The sequence below is a fragment of the Anabaena sp. CCY 0017 genome (genome assembly GCF_963920885.1).
Taxonomy (GTDB): Bacteria; Cyanobacteriota; Cyanobacteriia; order Cyanobacteriales; family Nostocaceae; genus Nodularia.
The window spans coordinates 1-16,659 of the sequence record NZ_CAWUDG010000029.1; the positions used below are offsets into that span (position 1 = coordinate 1).

The 16,659-nt window shown below is 38.5% G+C and carries 19 protein-coding genes; 7 read left to right on the forward strand and 12 right to left on the reverse strand.

Annotated features, from left to right (window positions below):
• Window positions 1–554 precede the first annotated feature (554 nt).
• The gene (locus tag ACM0OW_RS22290) at window positions 555–1,931 is read left to right on the forward strand and encodes a hypothetical protein (RefSeq protein ID WP_414552462.1); all 1,377 of its coding nucleotides are present in this window, start codon (window positions 555–557) and stop codon (window positions 1,929–1,931) included.
• A gap of 18 nt (window positions 1,932–1,949) precedes the next feature.
• Here ACM0OW_RS22290 and ACM0OW_RS22295 read toward each other — a convergent pair whose 3' ends face one another.
• From ACM0OW_RS22295 to ACM0OW_RS22315, 5 genes are all read right to left on the reverse strand, one after another.
• Window positions 1,950–2,189 carry a type I restriction enzyme endonuclease domain-containing protein gene (locus tag ACM0OW_RS22295; protein WP_414552464.1) on the reverse strand — a complete coding sequence of 80 codons (240 nt, stop codon included), beginning with the start codon at window positions 2,187–2,189 and terminating at the stop codon, window positions 1,950–1,952.
• Window positions 2,179–2,601: a type I restriction endonuclease gene (locus tag ACM0OW_RS22300; protein WP_414552466.1), complete on the reverse strand. Its 423-nt coding sequence runs from the start codon at window positions 2,599–2,601 to the stop codon at window positions 2,179–2,181. Before ACM0OW_RS22300 ends, ACM0OW_RS22295 begins: the two co-directional genes overlap by 11 nt.
• Window positions 2,598–3,020, reverse strand: a complete 423-nt coding sequence (locus ACM0OW_RS22305; protein ID WP_414552468.1) for a type II toxin-antitoxin system VapC family toxin — start codon at window positions 3,018–3,020, stop codon at window positions 2,598–2,600. Before ACM0OW_RS22305 ends, ACM0OW_RS22300 begins: the two co-directional genes overlap by 4 nt.
• Window positions 3,017–3,274, reverse strand: coding sequence for a FitA-like ribbon-helix-helix domain-containing protein (locus tag ACM0OW_RS22310; protein ID WP_414552470.1), 258 nt, complete (start codon window positions 3,272–3,274; stop codon window positions 3,017–3,019). The genes ACM0OW_RS22305 and ACM0OW_RS22310 overlap by 4 nt, the downstream gene beginning before the upstream one ends.
• Before the next feature lie 73 nt (window positions 3,275–3,347).
• Window positions 3,348–3,818, reverse strand: coding sequence for a hypothetical protein (locus ACM0OW_RS22315; RefSeq protein ID WP_414552471.1), 471 nt, complete (start codon window positions 3,816–3,818; stop codon window positions 3,348–3,350).
• 317 nt (window positions 3,819–4,135) lie between these two features.
• Between ACM0OW_RS22315 and ACM0OW_RS22320 the strand changes: the two genes are divergently transcribed.
• Genes ACM0OW_RS22320 through ACM0OW_RS22335 form a run of 4 tightly spaced genes read left to right on the forward strand, consistent with a single transcriptional unit; the run spans window position 4,136 to window position 10,070 of the window.
• Entirely contained in the window at window positions 4,136–5,245 is a 1,110-nt protein-coding gene (locus ACM0OW_RS22320; RefSeq protein WP_414552473.1) for a tyrosine-type recombinase/integrase, read from the forward strand.
• Complete coding sequence (locus tag ACM0OW_RS22325) at window positions 5,245–6,711, forward strand: tyrosine-type recombinase/integrase (protein WP_414552474.1); 1,467 nt, start codon at window positions 5,245–5,247, stop codon at window positions 6,709–6,711. Before ACM0OW_RS22320 ends, ACM0OW_RS22325 begins: the two co-directional genes overlap by 1 nt.
• A complete protein-coding gene (locus tag ACM0OW_RS22330; RefSeq protein WP_414552475.1) occupies window positions 6,704–9,154 on the forward strand; it encodes a tyrosine-type recombinase/integrase in 2,451 nt (816 codons plus the stop codon). The genes ACM0OW_RS22325 and ACM0OW_RS22330 overlap by 8 nt, the downstream gene beginning before the upstream one ends.
• A complete protein-coding gene (locus ACM0OW_RS22335) occupies window positions 9,132–10,070 on the forward strand; it encodes a DUF6262 family protein (protein ID WP_414552477.1) in 939 nt (312 codons plus the stop codon). Before ACM0OW_RS22330 ends, ACM0OW_RS22335 begins: the two co-directional genes overlap by 23 nt.
• Here ACM0OW_RS22335 and ACM0OW_RS22340 read toward each other — a convergent pair.
• A complete protein-coding gene (locus ACM0OW_RS22340; RefSeq protein ID WP_271941683.1) occupies window positions 10,059–10,328 on the reverse strand; it encodes a WGR domain-containing protein in 270 nt (89 codons plus the stop codon). The genes ACM0OW_RS22335 and ACM0OW_RS22340 overlap by 12 nt on opposite strands.
• Window positions 10,329–10,506: 178 nt before the next feature.
• Window positions 10,507–10,749 carry an HNH endonuclease gene (locus ACM0OW_RS22345; protein WP_414552479.1) on the reverse strand — a complete coding sequence of 81 codons (243 nt, stop codon included), beginning with the start codon at window positions 10,747–10,749 and terminating at the stop codon, window positions 10,507–10,509.
• A 525-nt stretch (window positions 10,750–11,274) separates the two neighbouring features.
• Here ACM0OW_RS22345 and ACM0OW_RS22350 point away from each other — a divergent pair.
• Both ACM0OW_RS22350 and ACM0OW_RS22355 read left to right on the forward strand, forming a co-directional pair.
• Window positions 11,275–11,658, forward strand: a complete 384-nt coding sequence (locus ACM0OW_RS22350) for a four helix bundle protein (protein ID WP_414552481.1) — start codon at window positions 11,275–11,277, stop codon at window positions 11,656–11,658.
• Window positions 11,659–11,729: 71 nt separating this feature from the next.
• On the forward strand, window positions 11,730–12,299 hold the full coding sequence (locus ACM0OW_RS22355; protein WP_414552483.1) for a tyrosine-type recombinase/integrase: 570 nt from the start codon (window positions 11,730–11,732) through the stop codon (window positions 12,297–12,299).
• A 294-nt stretch (window positions 12,300–12,593) separates the two neighbouring features.
• On the opposite strand, the gene ACM0OW_RS22360 is transcribed toward ACM0OW_RS22355, so the two are convergent.
• The 5 genes from ACM0OW_RS22360 to ACM0OW_RS22380 form a co-directional block, all read right to left on the reverse strand.
• Window positions 12,594–12,971: a hypothetical protein gene (locus ACM0OW_RS22360; RefSeq protein WP_414552485.1), complete on the reverse strand. Its 378-nt coding sequence runs from the start codon at window positions 12,969–12,971 to the stop codon at window positions 12,594–12,596.
• 38 nt (window positions 12,972–13,009) lie between these two features.
• On the reverse strand, window positions 13,010–14,449 hold the full coding sequence (locus tag ACM0OW_RS22365; protein ID WP_414552487.1) for a PP2C family serine/threonine-protein phosphatase: 1,440 nt from the start codon (window positions 14,447–14,449) through the stop codon (window positions 13,010–13,012).
• 2 nt (window positions 14,450–14,451) lie between these two features.
• Entirely contained in the window at window positions 14,452–15,120 is a 669-nt protein-coding gene (locus ACM0OW_RS22370) for a vWA domain-containing protein (protein WP_414552489.1), read from the reverse strand.
• Window positions 15,121–15,151: 31 nt separating this feature from the next.
• Complete coding sequence (locus ACM0OW_RS22375; protein ID WP_414552490.1) at window positions 15,152–16,126, reverse strand: protein kinase domain-containing protein; 975 nt, start codon at window positions 16,124–16,126, stop codon at window positions 15,152–15,154.
• Window positions 16,127–16,256: 130 nt separating this feature from the next.
• The gene (locus ACM0OW_RS22380) at window positions 16,257–16,553 is read right to left on the reverse strand and encodes a hypothetical protein (protein ID WP_414552492.1); all 297 of its coding nucleotides are present in this window, start codon (window positions 16,551–16,553) and stop codon (window positions 16,257–16,259) included.
• Window positions 16,554–16,659 lie beyond the last annotated feature (106 nt).

Genomic DNA, 16,659 nt, shown 5'->3' on the forward strand with positions numbered 1-16,659 from the left:
TCTTGGCGAGTTTTACACTGTCGCTATTTGGCGATATTTAAAACAGCTGATTAATCGCCTGTGTATAACATTGGAACAGGAATTTACGTTAAGTTCAAGATGCCTGCTGTCACTGAGTTTTAGTCTTCGCTCTAAAATTTGTCTATTCCTGTGATAAAGATTGTTATCACAAGAAAAATACGCTCAAAGCCTTAATTCACGGTGAGAATGAGGCATTGAAGAAGGTATAAATTTTATCGTTATCACAAGAATTAGCCGTTAGCGTACATTTTGGATCTAATGCTACTCGCACGCGAAAGCCTAAAATAAATTTATGGCTCTTCCGTACCTGTTATGCTAAATACGTATGCAAATAAGCTTGAACCCCTTGTTGGGCAATAATAACAGGCTTTATTATTAACGTTTGAGTCTTGGCGCTAAAATGGAGGATGTAACCGCCTTTAAGCCTTGATTTTTAAGAAAAATTCTAGGGTTTAATGAAAACTTCAGCATAACACCTACCGAAGAACTAAATTATACAATAAAATAATACAAGCATAAAAATTTTTAATCAAATGAATGTAAATAATGAAAATCTTGCCCAAAAGCTAAGTCGGGGGGCTAAAAATTCAAGCCTTTTTCCTAATCTCGAAATTTTAGGAAGTTACTGTGACTTTTCACAAGCTGTAGTCATAGATTACATGGATGAGACAAAATTTGATCAACTGATAAGACTCATAGAAAATTATCATACAAAAACTCAAACTAAAGATTTTTATTATATAGATAACGAATATACATTAGTTGATCAATTTTTCTCGACTTGTATTCACGAATTAACCCACTGGCTAGACCATACATCCACCTTATGGGGTCAAAAACATTTAATTCTGACCTACAATGCTATCAATGCCTGGACAAATCATAAAGAAGATGATTTTTGGAGAATTGTTAAGCACAATTCAGCAAGACGTAGAGCAAGATTATCTACTTACTATACTGAGAACTATAAAGGTATAAAAATTTTTTCAAGTAAAGACCCTTGGCAATACGAGTATAGTTGTGGTGTTGAGTTTGGTGCAGATGGAAAACCTCAAGAAGAGAGACCTATTATTTTTACTAGATTTTCTAGTTCGTCTAATGAACCTCTGATTCGCATTCCTTTTAGTGTTGCTTCTCTAACAGAAACTAATGCGAAAAATGCTGAATTTATAGTTAATGCTCAATCTTTGGCGTTACTAAGTGAAGAATGTCGAGTAATTGAATCTTCATTGTATTCAAACAGGATTAAAGAAAGTTTATATAATCCCCAACTTGCCATTTATTCAGTTGCCTCTCACCATTTAGCTAATAAATTACAAATCTTTGATATACATATAGCCTATAAATTTGCTTCTGCTTTATCTATTCTTTGCTTAAATCTTCCTAGTAAATTATTTGATTCTCTCAAAATTCCCGAAGATTTTAGTTCTTTTTTTGAGCGAACACAAGCATTTAAAAAACTCAGTGACCCTGGATTTGCCTATTTTACTATTACTTGGAACGCACCAAAGTATCAAGAAGGTTTGTCAGTAGAATCCTGGCTTGAAGAAGCAGTAAAATTATCTGGACTTCCTAGTTTAGATGAAATTAATAAATTTGTATTATTAGAAATGAAAGAATTAGAAGAAACAATATTAAATGGTAAATATGTAGATAAGCTTAAAAGCTTACTAGCAATAGGAAGAAGTAATTATACCAAAAGAGGAATTTATGGCAAGGAAGTTTTATCATTTCAAAATTTATTTACAACAGATATAGAACTACCTTTAATTTTACTAGGAGATGAAAACATAATTCCAATTTCTAGAAAAAATGATCCAAGTCAAGCACAGGAAATGAAAACATGGATAAATGAAGCACTTGATTTTGAGAATGCTATTAATACTTTTTTAGAAGCTTGTCGTTATTAGAAACTTTGTAAATTTTGATTAATACGCTGTTGTTTGTGTTGAGACTTCAAATTCAGTAAAAACTTTGGCTTGCTCTAAGACAAGTTCCATAGCTAGTGCCTCCATATCGGGGGGATAACCATATTGTCGGAGCAGCCTTTTGACTGCAACTTTCATTCGGGAACGGACACTTTCTTTGAGATTCCAGTCAATAGAAGCATTTTTACGAATGCGGTCTACTAGCACGATCGCTAATTCTCGCAGTTTATCAACACCCATTACATCCTGTGAGCGTAAATTGATTGACGGCGAGAAATTCGTTATTTTCGGGGTGTTCCCAGTCAATCAGCCAAACTGGTTCGCCTCTGGTTTCGCCGTTTTTTTGATATTCAACGGTGATGCCTTCTGTGAGGTATTTATGGAATATTTCGTTGTTGTTGAATAGGTCACTACTGGCGATATTAAATATTTCCCGTTGTGCCTGATATAGGGCATCATGGGGATTTTTCGGGTTAAGTCGTGATATTGCCTGTGGGAGTCTATCTTTTAAAACCACTTCACCGAAGCTTTCTCGCTCTTGGTTTCTACCTTCTGGTTGGATATCGTAGCCGTTGCAGTAGCTATAACCGAGGGTTTGCAGGAGTTGAAGTTGATATTGTTCGATTTCGTCTTCGGTGAGGGTAGATTTCATACATCCCAAGGGTTGATGATCTTAATTTGGCAGTCTGCGAAGTCCCCAACATTTCGAGTGGCGATTTCTGCGTGATTCGCTAGACAAATAGCAGCAATTTGGGCATCAGCTTGAGAAATAGGCTTGCCAATTTTCTTTCTATGAGCGGCGATTTCCGCAAAACATACAGCCGCTTTTCCCTCAAATACGAGAATCTGTCCAACAAATTCTTCATTAAACATAGCTTGGGCTGCTGCTCTTAAGGCTTGGCTACGTTTACCATCGGGTAAAATGGCGATGCCATAGAGAATTTCGGCTTGGGTTATGCTGGTTATAAATAAGTTTTCTCTTGGCTGTGTGGCAACCCAATTTTTAACCTTTCTTGAACCTTGGGGCTTCATGAGTTCAGATAATACGTTGGTATCGAGAACAATTTTCATGTTTCGGTTGCTTCAAAACTAGGGGCTGTTCTCATGGGTTCTCTGGTGATTTCGGGTAGTTCAAAATCACCAAGGTTTGCAAAGCGTTGTTCTATGGCTGCGGCCAGGTTAATTTTAGGTGATAGTTCTGAGGCTAATACACTTTGAAGTATGGCTTTGATTTCGGCTTCGATGGTGTGTCCGTGTTGAGCGGCGCGTTCTTCCAAAAGTTTGGTTATATCTGGTTCTAGCTGGTGAATGGTGATATTAGACATAGCAATTTGGTAAATGAGTTAATTAATTATAATTTCATTTTTGTATGGTGTCTTCAGTGAAAGTTTTTATAGGTTATTCCTTGACGCGGAGTTGACCACTCATTAGTTTAGGTAATACAGAATCACGGGGTTTAGTTAGGGTTTGAATTTGATAAGTATTATTTTCAGTTTTTGAATTTAATATTTCAACAAGCCGTGCATATTTACATAGTATTTTTGACTCTGGAATCAAAATAGAAATGTTGCCAAGAGCCTGTATAGTTAGAGCCTTTTGAGTGCTTACAATAGTATTTTGTTTGATTTTAGTTTGGTTTGAATCTGATTTAAGCCAGTAGTAGATAACAACACCACTAAACCCATTCTTGAAATTCTTTCCCCATGTGAGATTTCCATCTTTAAAATAGAACTCATCATTTTTTCTAACAAGATAAGGGATACCGATTGTCCCAACAGAAGTAAGTAAGATTTCTCCAACTTTTGGGACTTCAAATTTGGTTTTTATTTCATGAAACCTTTCCTCAGAAATATATAATTCAGTGGTCACATTTTGTCCAGCATGAAGTTCTATAATTTCTTTCGATTTGTGTGTTGATATTCTTGTCTAGGTTATTTACGGACTTGAATCGTGATTCACTCTCAACGAATTACACTGACTCTCAAAATTTTTGACATCAAACCCGGAAATATCAAACAGCGATAATTGCCCGACTGAAATATTCCCCTTACCACCCTGATGGTAGCTTAAATGACAAGGAGATTATATAGACAACAACAACCTATTCTACAACGTAGAAATAACAACAACAACAGCCCTAATTTTTGCGTTAGGGTAGAAACAACTTAATTTCCACAACGTAGAAAATGATCAAGGTAGAATGGGCGACATCCCCTCACACAGAGTCACGATTTAGCTGTGTCTTCGACCCTGAAACTTGCCTACCCATAGAGCCAATCCAAAGGTTTTTGAACTATTGTAGAAAGCGACAATTAGCAACTAACACAGTCAGTACATACGCTTATCGACTGGTAGACTTTTGGCGCTGGCTAGAATCCAAATCTCTCAACTGGTATGACGTTGGGTTAAATGAATTGGCAGACTTTGTGAATTGGTACTTGCTAGGTGGTGAAGTTGAAGAATCTGGTGAAAATGTGAGAGAAATTGTTGCCAAAAGGAGTCCTCGCACTGTCAATCAAGCAGTCACCGCCATCATTGAATTCTATACCTATCACACAATTGAAGGCAGGATTGAGGAAAAACATTTCATTAAACTAACGCATGGTTGCGGAAAGCGAGGAGGCTTTCTTAGAGGAATCGCTAAAAACAATCCACAAAAGAGCAAACGCATCAAAATAAAAGAACCGAAACTCTTCAGTGGTTGTCTACTAGATGAAGAAGTCGCAACCTTAGCCAACGCCTGTACAACTTATCGAGACAGGTTAATTATCATGCTGCTGCGCTCAACAGGAGTGCGGAGGGGAGAACTGTTAGGATTACACCTGGAAGATGTGAAAGACTTAGATGTCAGTGGACGCATTAGGATTGTACGCAGAGAAGACAATCCTAATGGTGCAATGGCTAAAGGAAGAGAACGAGAAATCCCCATTCTTCACCAACGGCCAGCTATTCAAGAGACCTTTCATGCCTACTTATTAGAAGAATATCCGCCTCAAGCCGAAACTTTGGGACGTGAGATGTTATTCGTCAATTTGTCAGGGAAGTGGGTAGGACAAGCGATGTCTTTAGTTCGCTTAAATAAACTATTTGACCAACTCCATAAACGAACAGGAATTAAAGCACATCCGCACTTATTTCGGCATACCTTTGCTACTAGAATGCTGCAAGAGAATTATCTTGACCAATATGTACAACAGCTTTTAGGACATCGTTCAATTGCCACAACCAAGGACATTTACAGTCATGTTCTTGATGAAATGACCTTAGAGCAATACTTAAGACAAGAAGAAAATTAATGGCAGAAGCATTTGCCTCAGAGAGATTACAGGAGCGAATTGCACACTCTGAGTTAGGGAAACAATGGATTAATGACCCTTTAATGAATCAAGATGTTTGGTCACTGTTAGAGCTAGGTTATAGCCAAGAAGAATGCCGAATTAATGGACATTATCATCTCTACTTTCACAAGTTTTCACTGCCTTGGTTAAAACGGCTGACTCAACTAACCATTAAAGCCAGCGTTCGAGAGCGATATTCACTCGGTCGTATTATTCATCGAGTTGGCTGTTTAAACCATTTAGACCGTTTTTTATGTAATTATGGATATACACAACCCCAATTTTTGACAGAAGCACTCCTCCATCAATTTATTAGCGAAATTAATAGCGGTAATCGTCAGAATGCGATTGCTTATGCCCTCAATCTCTGGAAAGAAGAAGGGTGGCTAGAAATTTCCTTTACCCCCATCAAACTTAAACAAAATCCTCCTAAAATCGAGACAATTCCGGAGGAAGTCCTTTACCAAATCTACGAAAAATTTGACTTATTCCCCCCTCCACTTGAAAGACTGTTTCGCTTGCAATTGGTTTTAGGCTGCCGCATTGGAGAAATTCTCACTATGCCACGCCATAGCCTGAAACAGGAAGGCGACAAATGGTTCTTACTACGTTGGGTTGAAAAACGCAAACACTGGCGGTTTGTTCAGATTCATCCTTTAGTAGCTGAATTAGTCCAAGAACAGCAGAGATTCCTCGATGCTCAATTTGGGAAAGATTTTGAATTCGATAAACTATTTTGTACCGTTTATACTCATCATCAAAGTATTCCCTGGGCTGATAGAGAATTAGACACAACACTGTTTTATAAACCCCAAACAATTACCAGATTGAAAATTAGTACCTGGCTAACTAATTTTCGAGAAGTAGCAGACTTAAAAGACAAACATGGCAACAGATTTAAACTAACTAGCCATATGTTTCGCCGCACAAAAGCCAGCATTATGGCTCATTGTGAAGTAGAGGATGAATATATCGCCGCCGTACTAGGTCACGGTTCCTTAGATATGCTACCTCATTATCGTCAGCGTTCGCTTATTAGGTTAGAAAAAGAAGCTAATCTCAAAGGTTATGTGGATATGTATGGTCGAGTTACTTCTTTTAAACCGAGAAAAACTAGGTATGAAAAATTAGCTAATCTCCTCAAAGTTAGTACCCCTTTGGGAGAATGTCATCGTCCAACCATGTTAGGAGATTGTCAACATCGCTATGCCTGTCTAAGTTGTTCTCATCATCGTGTAACATCCGAAGATAAATCACAGTTAGAAGCTGACTTAAACTGCTTACAGCAAGACTTAATTCAGGCTCAAAAAAACGGGCAAGAAAGACGAGTGACTGAGATTACTAACTTATTAGCTTTAATCCAAAATCGTTTGGATGGCTTGTCAGAATTGCAAAATCTTCAAGAACATAAAACTAATGGGTAAACGCAAGCATCCACCGATTTCAATTCACCAGACTCTTAACGGGACTTTACCAGTAAATTGGTCAGAAAAGTATAGTAGTGAGTTCGTTTGTCCTCTTTGTAATCGGGGACAATTGAGCCATTTGGCTTACGACAATAAAACACTTTGTCAAATTCAATTAGGCTGTGAGGTTTGCCACAGATACACTCCCCTCTCCTGCCAACTGAGAAAGTCTGCACCCATCTCAATTCATCAAACGCTTGACGGTACTTTGTCAGTCAATTGGAAGACAGATTATGCTGGCGAGTTTATTTGTCCCAACTGCAACCAGGGAAAAATTAACAATTTTCATCACTCTCAAAAACCAATTTGTAAACTGAGACTAAAATGTGGTTCATGCTATCAGACAACCAACTTAACTTGTGAAGTTCCTCAACACCCAGCTATCTCAATTCACCAGACCCTTGACGGTACTTTGTCAGTCAATTGGAAGACAGATTATGCTGGTGAGTTTATCTGTCCTCAGTGTAATCAGGGACAACTCAACAGATTTTCTTACTCGAAAGGATCTGTTTGCAAACTGAGATTGGGATGTGATTTTTGTCATCAAGTAACATACCTGACTGGTAAATTTAAACATTTACCAATTTCCATTCACCCAACTCTTCAAGGAACTCTATCAGTCAATTGGAAGACAGATTATGCTGGTGAATTTATCTGTCCTCAGTGTAATCAGGGACAAATCAGCAAATTTCATTATGCTAATGGACTTAGTTGTCAACTCAAACTAGGATGTAATTCTTGCTCCCTTAAGACCCCGCTTTGTTGTCAAGTTCCACCTCAGTTTCACGGTTATCGAAAGCATTTAGCTTGCCCTAATCCCCTGTGCCATAAAATTGGACCTGATGGACAGAAAGGGTGGATTTACGAGACCTTTCAGACCAATAGCAGCCAGAGTAATTGTCGCTGTTACTTCTGTCACATAAATTTTTACCCTAACGCCACAAGTTATGGCAGTTGGGTTGGGTGTCAACAACAAGAAACTTTATTGAATTTCTGTTTTGATGATGATGTTTGGGATTTTCGCCATTTTATCAAAAACCCACCCGTGAGAATCCTTAACTTTGAGTCAATTCAACCTGAGTGGTTTCGTGTCCTAGTCAAGCAATATCTATATTCTTTACTCAAATCAGGTAGGTACTCAGCTAGTGCAAAACCGATGAATTCTCTAGTGGCTTTGCGTCAGTTTAGTCAAATTTTGAAGTCAAATAATATCCACCATCTCCCTGAGATTAGCCGGGAAATAATCTTAACCTTTCTCGACCTTAATAAAACTAACTGTAATCGAACGATTCGAGAAAAGCTATATATCCTCAAAGATTTTTTTGATTTTTTAGGATTAGAATCTCAAAGCTTAGTTCGTCATCGAGATATTCCTAAACAGACCAAAAATGATGTGGATTGGTTGGATGAAATCACCCGTCAAAGGATTAAACAACATCTTGATAAAATCCCTGCTCCTGTTACTCGTCACTACTTGGTGCAAGAATATACGGCTGCTCGTCCAGCAGATATCTGTCAGATGGCTTTTGATTGTTTAGTTAAAGAAAATGGTCAATGGTATATCAAGTTTTATCAGCATAAAGTGGAACGATGGCACAGACTACCTGCCCCTCGTGAGATTAGACAAGTCATTGAACAACAACAGCAATGGATTAGGAAAACCTTTGGCTCAGATTACCCCTATCTGTTTTGTCACTTTAGAAGTATTAAACAGAGTTCTTACCCCTCGTTTCCTAGTCTCAAACCATTGCCCAAACCCCCTCAAGTAACAGCAAATGAAAACCCAATGGTTCGCCTCATTCGTCTGTTGATAGAGCGAGAAGACATTCGTAATAGTAATGGTATTAGACCCTACTTTACAGGTAAGATTACCCGCGCTAGTCGCCTGCAAGAAGTGAGGGCTAAACACGGAATGGAAGCAGCTCAACTCTATGCTGACCACCTCAGTAGTCAAACGACATTTCAGCACTATGCGCCTCCCACTAAGGAGCAAGTAGCCGCAGTAGATTTACCTTTTCAGGAGCTGCTACTGAATTCACAAAACCGCTTCCTCCCCTGGCAAACCTTACCTGAAAGCCTTCTCAAAAACCCGAAAGCCTACGAACTCGACCTGGAAATTTCACCTCGTCTGGCGGTTTATGGTCACTGCACCCTTGACCCCACAACAAACTGTATCTACAACCTCTATCCCAAATGTTATGGCTGTGGTAGTTTCCGTCCCAGTACGAGCAAATTACCCCTTTATGAACGGCAATATGCTGGAGAACATCAACGCATGGAGTCAGCTAAACAAGCTGGGGCAGCCCTGGCCTATGAAGAATCCAAGGCTACCCTAGAAGCAATGGATAAATGGTTATCAGATTTGAGGAAAGTTGCTAATGACGAAGCAACCATTACGTGAAAAACAGACTGCTGTCCTTTTGTCAGCCCAACAAAAGCGAAAAGAGCAGAAACGTGAACAAGTGTTTCGTGCTATTGAAGAGATTCAAAAAAGCGGTAAACCCTTGACCTTCCCCAACATTGCTCAAGTCGCTGGCTGTTCCATTTCCTATCTTTATAAATGGACAGAATTAACTGAATACATTCATGATTTACAGTCACAAAAAACACAGCAACTAAACTCATTGGAGGAGAAAGAACCAGGACCTCATAGCCTCAAAACTCTAATCGAAGTATTCAAGCAACGGATTCGAGAACTGGAGGCTGAAAATAGAGAATTAAAGCGACAGAATCAGAACTTGAGGGGTCATGTTGCTGAAATCTTTGAGTTGAAGTCCGAATGTGAAAGGCTGCGAACACAAATTAAGCAGTTGACCACACCTGAATCATCCCCGAAAGTTGTTTCTCTGAACTCGGTTTCTAAGAAGTCTGATAACGCCGAACTCCAGAATCCATCTCCAGAAATTACTCGTTTAATTACCGAAATGGGCATTAAAATCGGCGTTAGATTAAAACAGGAAATAGCCAAACACGAGCCAGAGAAAGTTAAGTTGGCAATATTGGCCTTCCAACAGTACCGAAGCCATAATAGTATCGAGAATCCCGGTGCTTGCTTGCTGGCAATGATTCGTGATGAAGCTGAACCTAATGTTCCTCAAAAGGCGATGACTCCACTTGAGGATGAGTTTGAATGTTGGTATCGTCAGGCTATTGAGAGTGGTTTCTGTCAGGATATTCCGAAAAAATATTTACCCGTACAGCAAGGAGAAATTTTGGTGAGAGTCAGCAATGATGAATTTTTATCAGGTTATGAACTACTCTCCTGGCGAATAGCTAAAGCGAAAATGGAATTGGATAAGGATTCATCAATATCTTGAGTCAGGGTCAACTCTTTTATACCCTCGCTTTTCTCTTCGCTCTTGCAGCTTGTAATAAGTTATTAAAGCAGCTTGATAATCAGGGCAATCTAAATCTTTTGACTTGCCGAATCCTCGATAGATAGCACTGCCCCAAGTTTTGGTGATCATCCACTCTCCAAATAGGTTTTGGCAAAGGGTTAAGGTGTAGAATCGCGTATCTCTTTGCCACTTCGATTGAAGCCATTTGTCAAGTTCGTAGGCAATTTTTACAGTCATCTCAACCACGTTTTTGCTGATCCGGGAGCAAGAATCTATCAACACAATGATTTTAATATTTAGGCTCTGAAGAGTGCGGTACTGAGTCAAAAATATTAGTTACATTTTGTAAATTTTTCTGCTTTGTTAAAAGGGAGTTATCATGGGTTACGTTGTAGAAGAATTTAACAAAAGTCAGTCACATCAAGGTTTCTACGACGTGGATTCTACATAATCCAGCACACAGAGGAACTAAATTTTCAGGCCTGTTGTCTGATGGATCACGATTCCAATGGTGAACTTGTAGATTATATGCGCGTGGTTTAGTAGTCTCAGGTTTCTCACCAGGACGTAGACAAACGCGACCGCATTTATCACAGCACCAATCAGCTTTTTCCTTGATTGATTTAGCTAGTTCTTTCCAGTGCTTTGGATATCCCATGATAACTCTGAAACTGGACACTAATTAATATTTTACTGTTTCCTCTCAAAAAATGCGGTTACAGTTAAATCTGCTCTAGTAATTGACAACATCGTGGTCGCGTAGCTCCAAAGACCCAATATGGCACACCACTTATATATATATAAGTTATATCAACCGTGTCCACACCAACAACCTCAATATGGCACGGAATAATTATGGAATCTTCACCATACCAGACTGGGTGTGGAACATCTCGAAAAGCCAATCAGCTCAAGAGATAATTTTGATATCAGTGCCAAGCCAGAGCCAGAGCGGAGATTATACCTGTACTTGGTCATCGTGCGGAAAGCATAAGCAAGTCTTATCAGCCAACGACAGAATGCGGGTTGTAGCGTGAGTGTTGTCGGGCTGATTCATAAGTCTGGGTTAATCGGGTGTCATCGTTAACGAAATATATACCTTTGAGCCGTTTACATTGTGATTGTGCCATTTGATCATGTAGGATGGGAGATTGGAGATTGCAGATTGCAGATTGGAAGAGTTATGGATAAGGAACAGTTTAAGGAGAGAACCCAATCCTTTGCTCTACGGATAATTAATTTAGTTGAAGCTTTACCAAAAGAGCAAATAACATCACAAGTCATAGGCAAACAATTACTCCGTTCAGGAACGTCAGTAGGAGCCAATTATCGGGCAGCTTGTCGCGCCAAATCAACGGCTGAACTCATCACCAAGCTCAATATTACATTAGAGGAAGCCGATGAATCGCTTTATTGGATGGAACTGATTGTCAAAGCGAAATTAGTGGACTCTAACAAGCTAATGAACTTGATGCAGGAAGCTAATGAAATTGTATCAATGTTGGTGTCCTCTCTCAAAACCTTAAGGTCAAAACCCAAAGATTCTCGAATTTATAACCCCAATTAATCAATCTCTTGCTTCAATATGACTTCTACAATCTCCAAAAACAATCTAAAATCTGCAATCTGCAATCTTCAATGAAAATTAACCGTTTCGGGAAGGCAGAAATCCTCACCCCTGACCAAATAAATCTCCTCTTTAACGAGGGTTTTGTCAAGCCACGCGATCGCGCGCTTTTTGGCGTGTGCCTTTATGCGGCTTGCCGAATCAATGAAGCTTGCACTTTGGCGGTTCTAGATGTGTTTGGCAGCAATGGTGTCAGAGGGGTGTTGGTGTTACGCAGTATTAATACCAAGGGCAAGCGGGATACTAGGGAAATTCAAGTCCATCCCAAGCTTAAGGAGTATTTAGAAGAGTACAACCCCAATCGCCGCAAGGAGTTTTTGTTTCCGGGGCGGCATGGTTTGGGACATATCCACAAGGTGAGTGCTGATAAAATTCTCAGAGATACTTGTCTGCGGCTGGGGATTGAGGGCGTGAGTACCCACAGTTTCAGGAGGACTGCGTTAACCAGGATGAGCGATGCGGGGATACCTTTGCGCCACATACAGGAGATATCTGGACATCGGACTTTGACAGCTTTGGAGCGCTATCTGGGGGTAACTGAGAAGCAGAAGCAGAACGCTATCTCTGCTTTGGATTTTTGAATATTTCTATACTAGATTCTACACGGGAGGAATCATAACCGTGATTTAGCACTCAACGAATCGCACGCTCATTTTACCCCGTAACTGGCTATGACGACTTTTCTACACCACTGTCTACACCCCAGGCTTCTGAATCGGATGACGGTGAAAATCCCTCTCCGCAGGGGTCATCCGCATTGAGCAACTATTAAATGAAGGAATTAATGTGGCCATTGTAATTACAATAATTCGTAGGGGATAACATGAGCGATCGCTTTTGCTACTTTTATGTCAATCTATACGAAATGGGCATTTCTACTTTCCATCTCTCTTTTCTAAACCAATATCACTGTGCGTTAGTTTATACTTTAAGGTTTGTAGTGTTCCATCCGGCTTTGCTCTCTTAATCTCAATCTTTAAATCAGTATTGACTTTAAATTCACCATCTTGAAAGCTGATTGTTCCATCAGCAAGCCAGGCTATTACTTGTGTCAAACCACGTTTCAAACCTAGTTTGTAAGTATTCAAAATTTTTTCATCAATTAAATCTATTGCATTTTGAAAGTCTTCACTTGGATATTTAGTATTGGGTAAGTCTATACCTAAAGACTCTGTTATTGCAGCTTTTGCTTTTCGATAGGTTGCACTTGCAACCTGAACTGATTTATCTTGAAAACCAAACATATAGCTCATAAGTATGCTTAATACAGTTAAAAAATATCAGACTTATTTCATTTTAGAGATGACAAAATCGCAATTCCTTTATCATCACCTGTTGTTCTTAGCCAAACATTTTTATCACTCAAAAATTCATTTAGATTCTTTTGAGTAAAGTCTCCCATTCGCATATTCTGAAAAATTCTGCCCAAAAACCCTGCTATTTGTGAACCATTATTACTAACAAGTTTTTCTCCTGCGCCATCTGTAAATGCAGCTACTCCTGTAACATCTTGAATATCAATAAAACCATAGTGAATATCCTTCTCGTTAAGATACTCTGTCAAGAAAGTAGTTTGGTTAGCAAAATCACCTTTGCCCAAAGGTCCAATTAATTCTAAACTTCCAGCTTTCTCAATGACTATAAAACCATCGCCAACTTTTAGCCAGAATAATTGATTTTTACCAATTATTGCTATTAATAAAGTACACTTAAATAAATCAATCGGCTCTTTTTTTTCCTCTGACAACTCCTTAAGAACTTCAGTGGCAAACTTGATAAAACGATCAGCATATTTTTTTTCAATCTCTATGTCTTCTTGTCTGTCTTGATCCAAATAATCTTGGTTAATATCTTCTATAGATGCTATGAATCGATTTAAGTATCGAACTACGGCACTTGAGCCGAAATGAGACAATCTTGCACTTCCAGCACCGTCTGCGACAAAAATAGCAGGTCTTGGAACCAATACAGCTAATGCTGAATCTTGGCAGGGAATAGGAGGATCAACCCGTAAATGTGAACTTCCAACAACAGCATCAAATATTCTTCTCCATTTCCAAGTTGTCAACTTCTCTTGACTATCTATAAACTCTTCTGAAGTAGGTAATATTTTCGTAATGCTTGCAGATTCAGATGTCTCTAAAGTAGTTTGTTCAGGCTTAATATACTCCAGTGTAATAGTTTTTTCTGTTGGCTCACTGACTCCTTGAGTATTTGAAGGTTCAATGTTTGACTCAAGGGAATTTATAATTTCAACTTGTTCTTGTTCAGGCAAAATAGATACTTCATCCCGTGCTTTAGCTTCTACGGCCTGCTGCGATGAAGATTTGGTTTGAGATGGCGTTTTTTTGGTAGATTTTTGAGATTTTTTTCTATCAGTACCAGAGCTTGTATTACTTTTTATAGATTTAGCATATTTTATGCACTCATCTGATATGGCCTCCTTGCCCTCTTGTTTTTGGATTTTCTTTAAATACTTCATACTTTCTAAAAAGTATGAAGTGTCACCGTTTCCTGTCGTCTCTTTTATTATAAATCGATGAACTCCGGGAAATTTAGTTATAAAGTCATTATGTTCTGATTCTGTAAATAGGATCTTTTCCCCTACCACCATTAACTCATCTCCATTAACTAAATTCTCCTCATCAACATTCTGAATACTCTGAGGAAATAACTTGTTCAACCAACTCTTTAGATTTTGGAAAAATCTGTTTATAAATTCAAATAGCATACTTAAAAGCTTTCCCAGTCATCAGTTGATTGTGTTGCTTGAAAACTCACTCCGGGAGTAGATTTGGTAATTACTTCTCCTACGCTTTGAGAGAGCCATTTAAAAAATTCTTCAAACTTTAGACCTGTAAGTTGTTTGGGTGGGTTATCAGATGGACAAAATTCAGAGAGCTTACTAAGATTGCAACGCTCACCAATACCAACTGCAATTACAAGCATTTTATTTGTCTCAGCTAACTTACGCAGCTTAGTTGCAGCAGCCTGATAATTATCAGTTGGTTCACCATCAGTCATTAGTACTAACCAAGGCTGGTAGTAAGAAACACCAGATTTTTTATATTCTTGTTTGCGTTTTTCTAGAACCTGAATTGCTTTATTTATCGCCTCACCCATAGGCGTATTTCCAGTAGGAGATAGTGTAGGCGCTTCTACTTTCTGAACAGATTGAATTGGGACAATTTCTTGTGCTGTTCCGCCAAAAGTAATGATACCTACATCAACAGCATAAGTTGCGAAGTCATCTTGGAGAACAGTTTCAATAAACTGATTAACTCCTTGGTTTAACTCCTTGATTGGTTCTCCACGCATACTCGCACTAACATCTAGAACTAGCATACATGGACAACGTGAAGTTGGATTGTCAATTAGATCATCATAAAAATTAGTAGGCATTTAAATTTCTCCAGTTTCTATTATCAATAATTCAGGAATTTTGACTCTGTTTTGGATCTTTGGGCTTCATTTCTTTGGTATTGTATCCCTTTTGCATTGCATGAAAGTAGCTTTCCAAAGACTTTTCCCAGTCTGCAATAGATGCACGTTGCAATGGTTGTTTAACACCATCTTTTAGCGTTTGAATAAATAGCCCCTTAACTTCATATGTTAAATGACTCCAAATGTTGTACCAATCTCCTTTTGGAATTGCTCCTTCATATCCTGGTCTTGCACCTCCTTTACCATAAGGAAAACTAGCATTTCTTAAATTTTCCACTGGATTACCACCACCAATATTATCATAAGGATGTCGCCCAATCATGAGACACTGAAACATCAGAATTGCTAGAGAAAAAAGATCGCTTTCAACTGTTCTCGTTATATGTTGAAAATCCTTTTGATGATGTTCTATTGGAGTCATTTCAGGTCTACCAACAGGACAGCGATAAACCTTATTATCCTTTTTTACTTGATAGCTATCAGCATCAATTAAATAAGGCTGAAATGTCTGTGGATTACAAATAATATTTTCTAAATTTATATCACCAATATAAACCTGATTTTTGTGTAAAGCAGCCACAACATCTAATAATCTTAATAGCATTTCTACTATTTTGATTCTGTCTAGATCGGGAAAAAACCTTTCATATAACTTTGCATGGGCGAGTTTTGTCAAAGGTACACCTTGAACCCTCTTCATTGCATATCCAATGGGGTTATGATTTTGATCAAAAACTAAAATTCTAGGCCAGGCAATATGGGGGTGTTCCGCTAGTTCTGTCATACCTTTTTGTAATTCTATTTTTTCTCGAAATTCGCCTCCCCTCTCTTTTAACTTGTCTGGATGAAATATCTTAACAACTTTATTTGGCTCAGATTCAACTAAATAAACATTTCCTTGACCACCTCCGCCAATTTGTTCTCCTAACTGGCGACTATTACCTCTTCCATCATAGACATCCATAACTTGTCTCCTATAGTTCTAATATATACACTAAACTTTCTTGTTTATTGTGCGATCGCTGGTAGATTTCCCTTAAGAATAGCGGAGCGATTATCTCTAACGGGCGCATACTCCACCCACTGTTACATTCCTAAACCTGGAGTAATAGTTTGAACTCTCTGCGAACAGAACCCCAACTTCTAAACCAGTAGGGAATATAGCTAATTAAAAAGCCAAACATTGCACTCAAGGCACAAGCATTTTTAATGATGCTAGGTATATCATGGGATGGTGTTGAATTAGCGATTAGATAACAAATAACTGCTAAACCTAAAGACCATTCTTTTAATATCCAACCTAGTTTTAGTGCGGGGATGAAAGCAAAAAACATCAGTACATAAATTAAGGTCATAAAAAATAATGTTACTGCTTGTTGAATATCCTGCATAATTGTTACCTCTGATTGATGATTGTTGCTGTTAGTAGTTCTGGTTTCCCTCAAGAATTGGGAGGGCGATCGCTTAATTTCCACGGAATGCAAAGCGAATATAAGA

Coding starts and splice junctions, on each gene's coding strand:
- ACM0OW_RS22290 (WP_414552462.1), top strand. CDS start 555: ATGAATGTAAATAATGAAAATCTTGCCCAAAAGCTAAGTCGGGGGGCT.
- ACM0OW_RS22295 (WP_414552464.1), bottom strand. CDS start 2,189: ATGGGTGTTGATAAACTGCGAGAATTAGCGATCGTGCTAGTAGACCGC.
- ACM0OW_RS22300 (WP_414552466.1), bottom strand. CDS start 2,601: ATGAAATCTACCCTCACCGAAGACGAAATCGAACAATATCAACTTCAA.
- ACM0OW_RS22305 (WP_414552468.1), bottom strand. CDS start 3,020: ATGAAAATTGTTCTCGATACCAACGTATTATCTGAACTCATGAAGCCC.
- ACM0OW_RS22310 (WP_414552470.1), bottom strand. CDS start 3,274: ATGTCTAATATCACCATTCACCAGCTAGAACCAGATATAACCAAACTT.
- ACM0OW_RS22320 (WP_414552473.1), top strand. CDS start 4,136: ATGATCAAGGTAGAATGGGCGACATCCCCTCACACAGAGTCACGATTT.
- ACM0OW_RS22325 (WP_414552474.1), top strand. CDS start 5,245: ATGGCAGAAGCATTTGCCTCAGAGAGATTACAGGAGCGAATTGCACAC.
- ACM0OW_RS22330 (WP_414552475.1), top strand. CDS start 6,704: ATGGGTAAACGCAAGCATCCACCGATTTCAATTCACCAGACTCTTAAC.
- ACM0OW_RS22335 (WP_414552477.1), top strand. CDS start 9,132: ATGACGAAGCAACCATTACGTGAAAAACAGACTGCTGTCCTTTTGTCA.
- ACM0OW_RS22340 (WP_271941683.1), bottom strand. CDS start 10,328: ATGACTGTAAAAATTGCCTACGAACTTGACAAATGGCTTCAATCGAAG.
- ACM0OW_RS22345 (WP_414552479.1), bottom strand. CDS start 10,749: ATGGGATATCCAAAGCACTGGAAAGAACTAGCTAAATCAATCAAGGAA.
- ACM0OW_RS22350 (WP_414552481.1), top strand. CDS start 11,275: ATGGATAAGGAACAGTTTAAGGAGAGAACCCAATCCTTTGCTCTACGG.
- ACM0OW_RS22355 (WP_414552483.1), top strand. CDS start 11,730: ATGAAAATTAACCGTTTCGGGAAGGCAGAAATCCTCACCCCTGACCAA.
- ACM0OW_RS22360 (WP_414552485.1), bottom strand. CDS start 12,971: ATGAGCTATATGTTTGGTTTTCAAGATAAATCAGTTCAGGTTGCAAGT.
- ACM0OW_RS22365 (WP_414552487.1), bottom strand. CDS start 14,449: ATGCTATTTGAATTTATAAACAGATTTTTCCAAAATCTAAAGAGTTGG.
- ACM0OW_RS22370 (WP_414552489.1), bottom strand. CDS start 15,120: ATGCCTACTAATTTTTATGATGATCTAATTGACAATCCAACTTCACGT.
- ACM0OW_RS22375 (WP_414552490.1), bottom strand. CDS start 16,126: ATGGATGTCTATGATGGAAGAGGTAATAGTCGCCAGTTAGGAGAACAA.
- ACM0OW_RS22380 (WP_414552492.1), bottom strand. CDS start 16,553: ATGCAGGATATTCAACAAGCAGTAACATTATTTTTTATGACCTTAATT.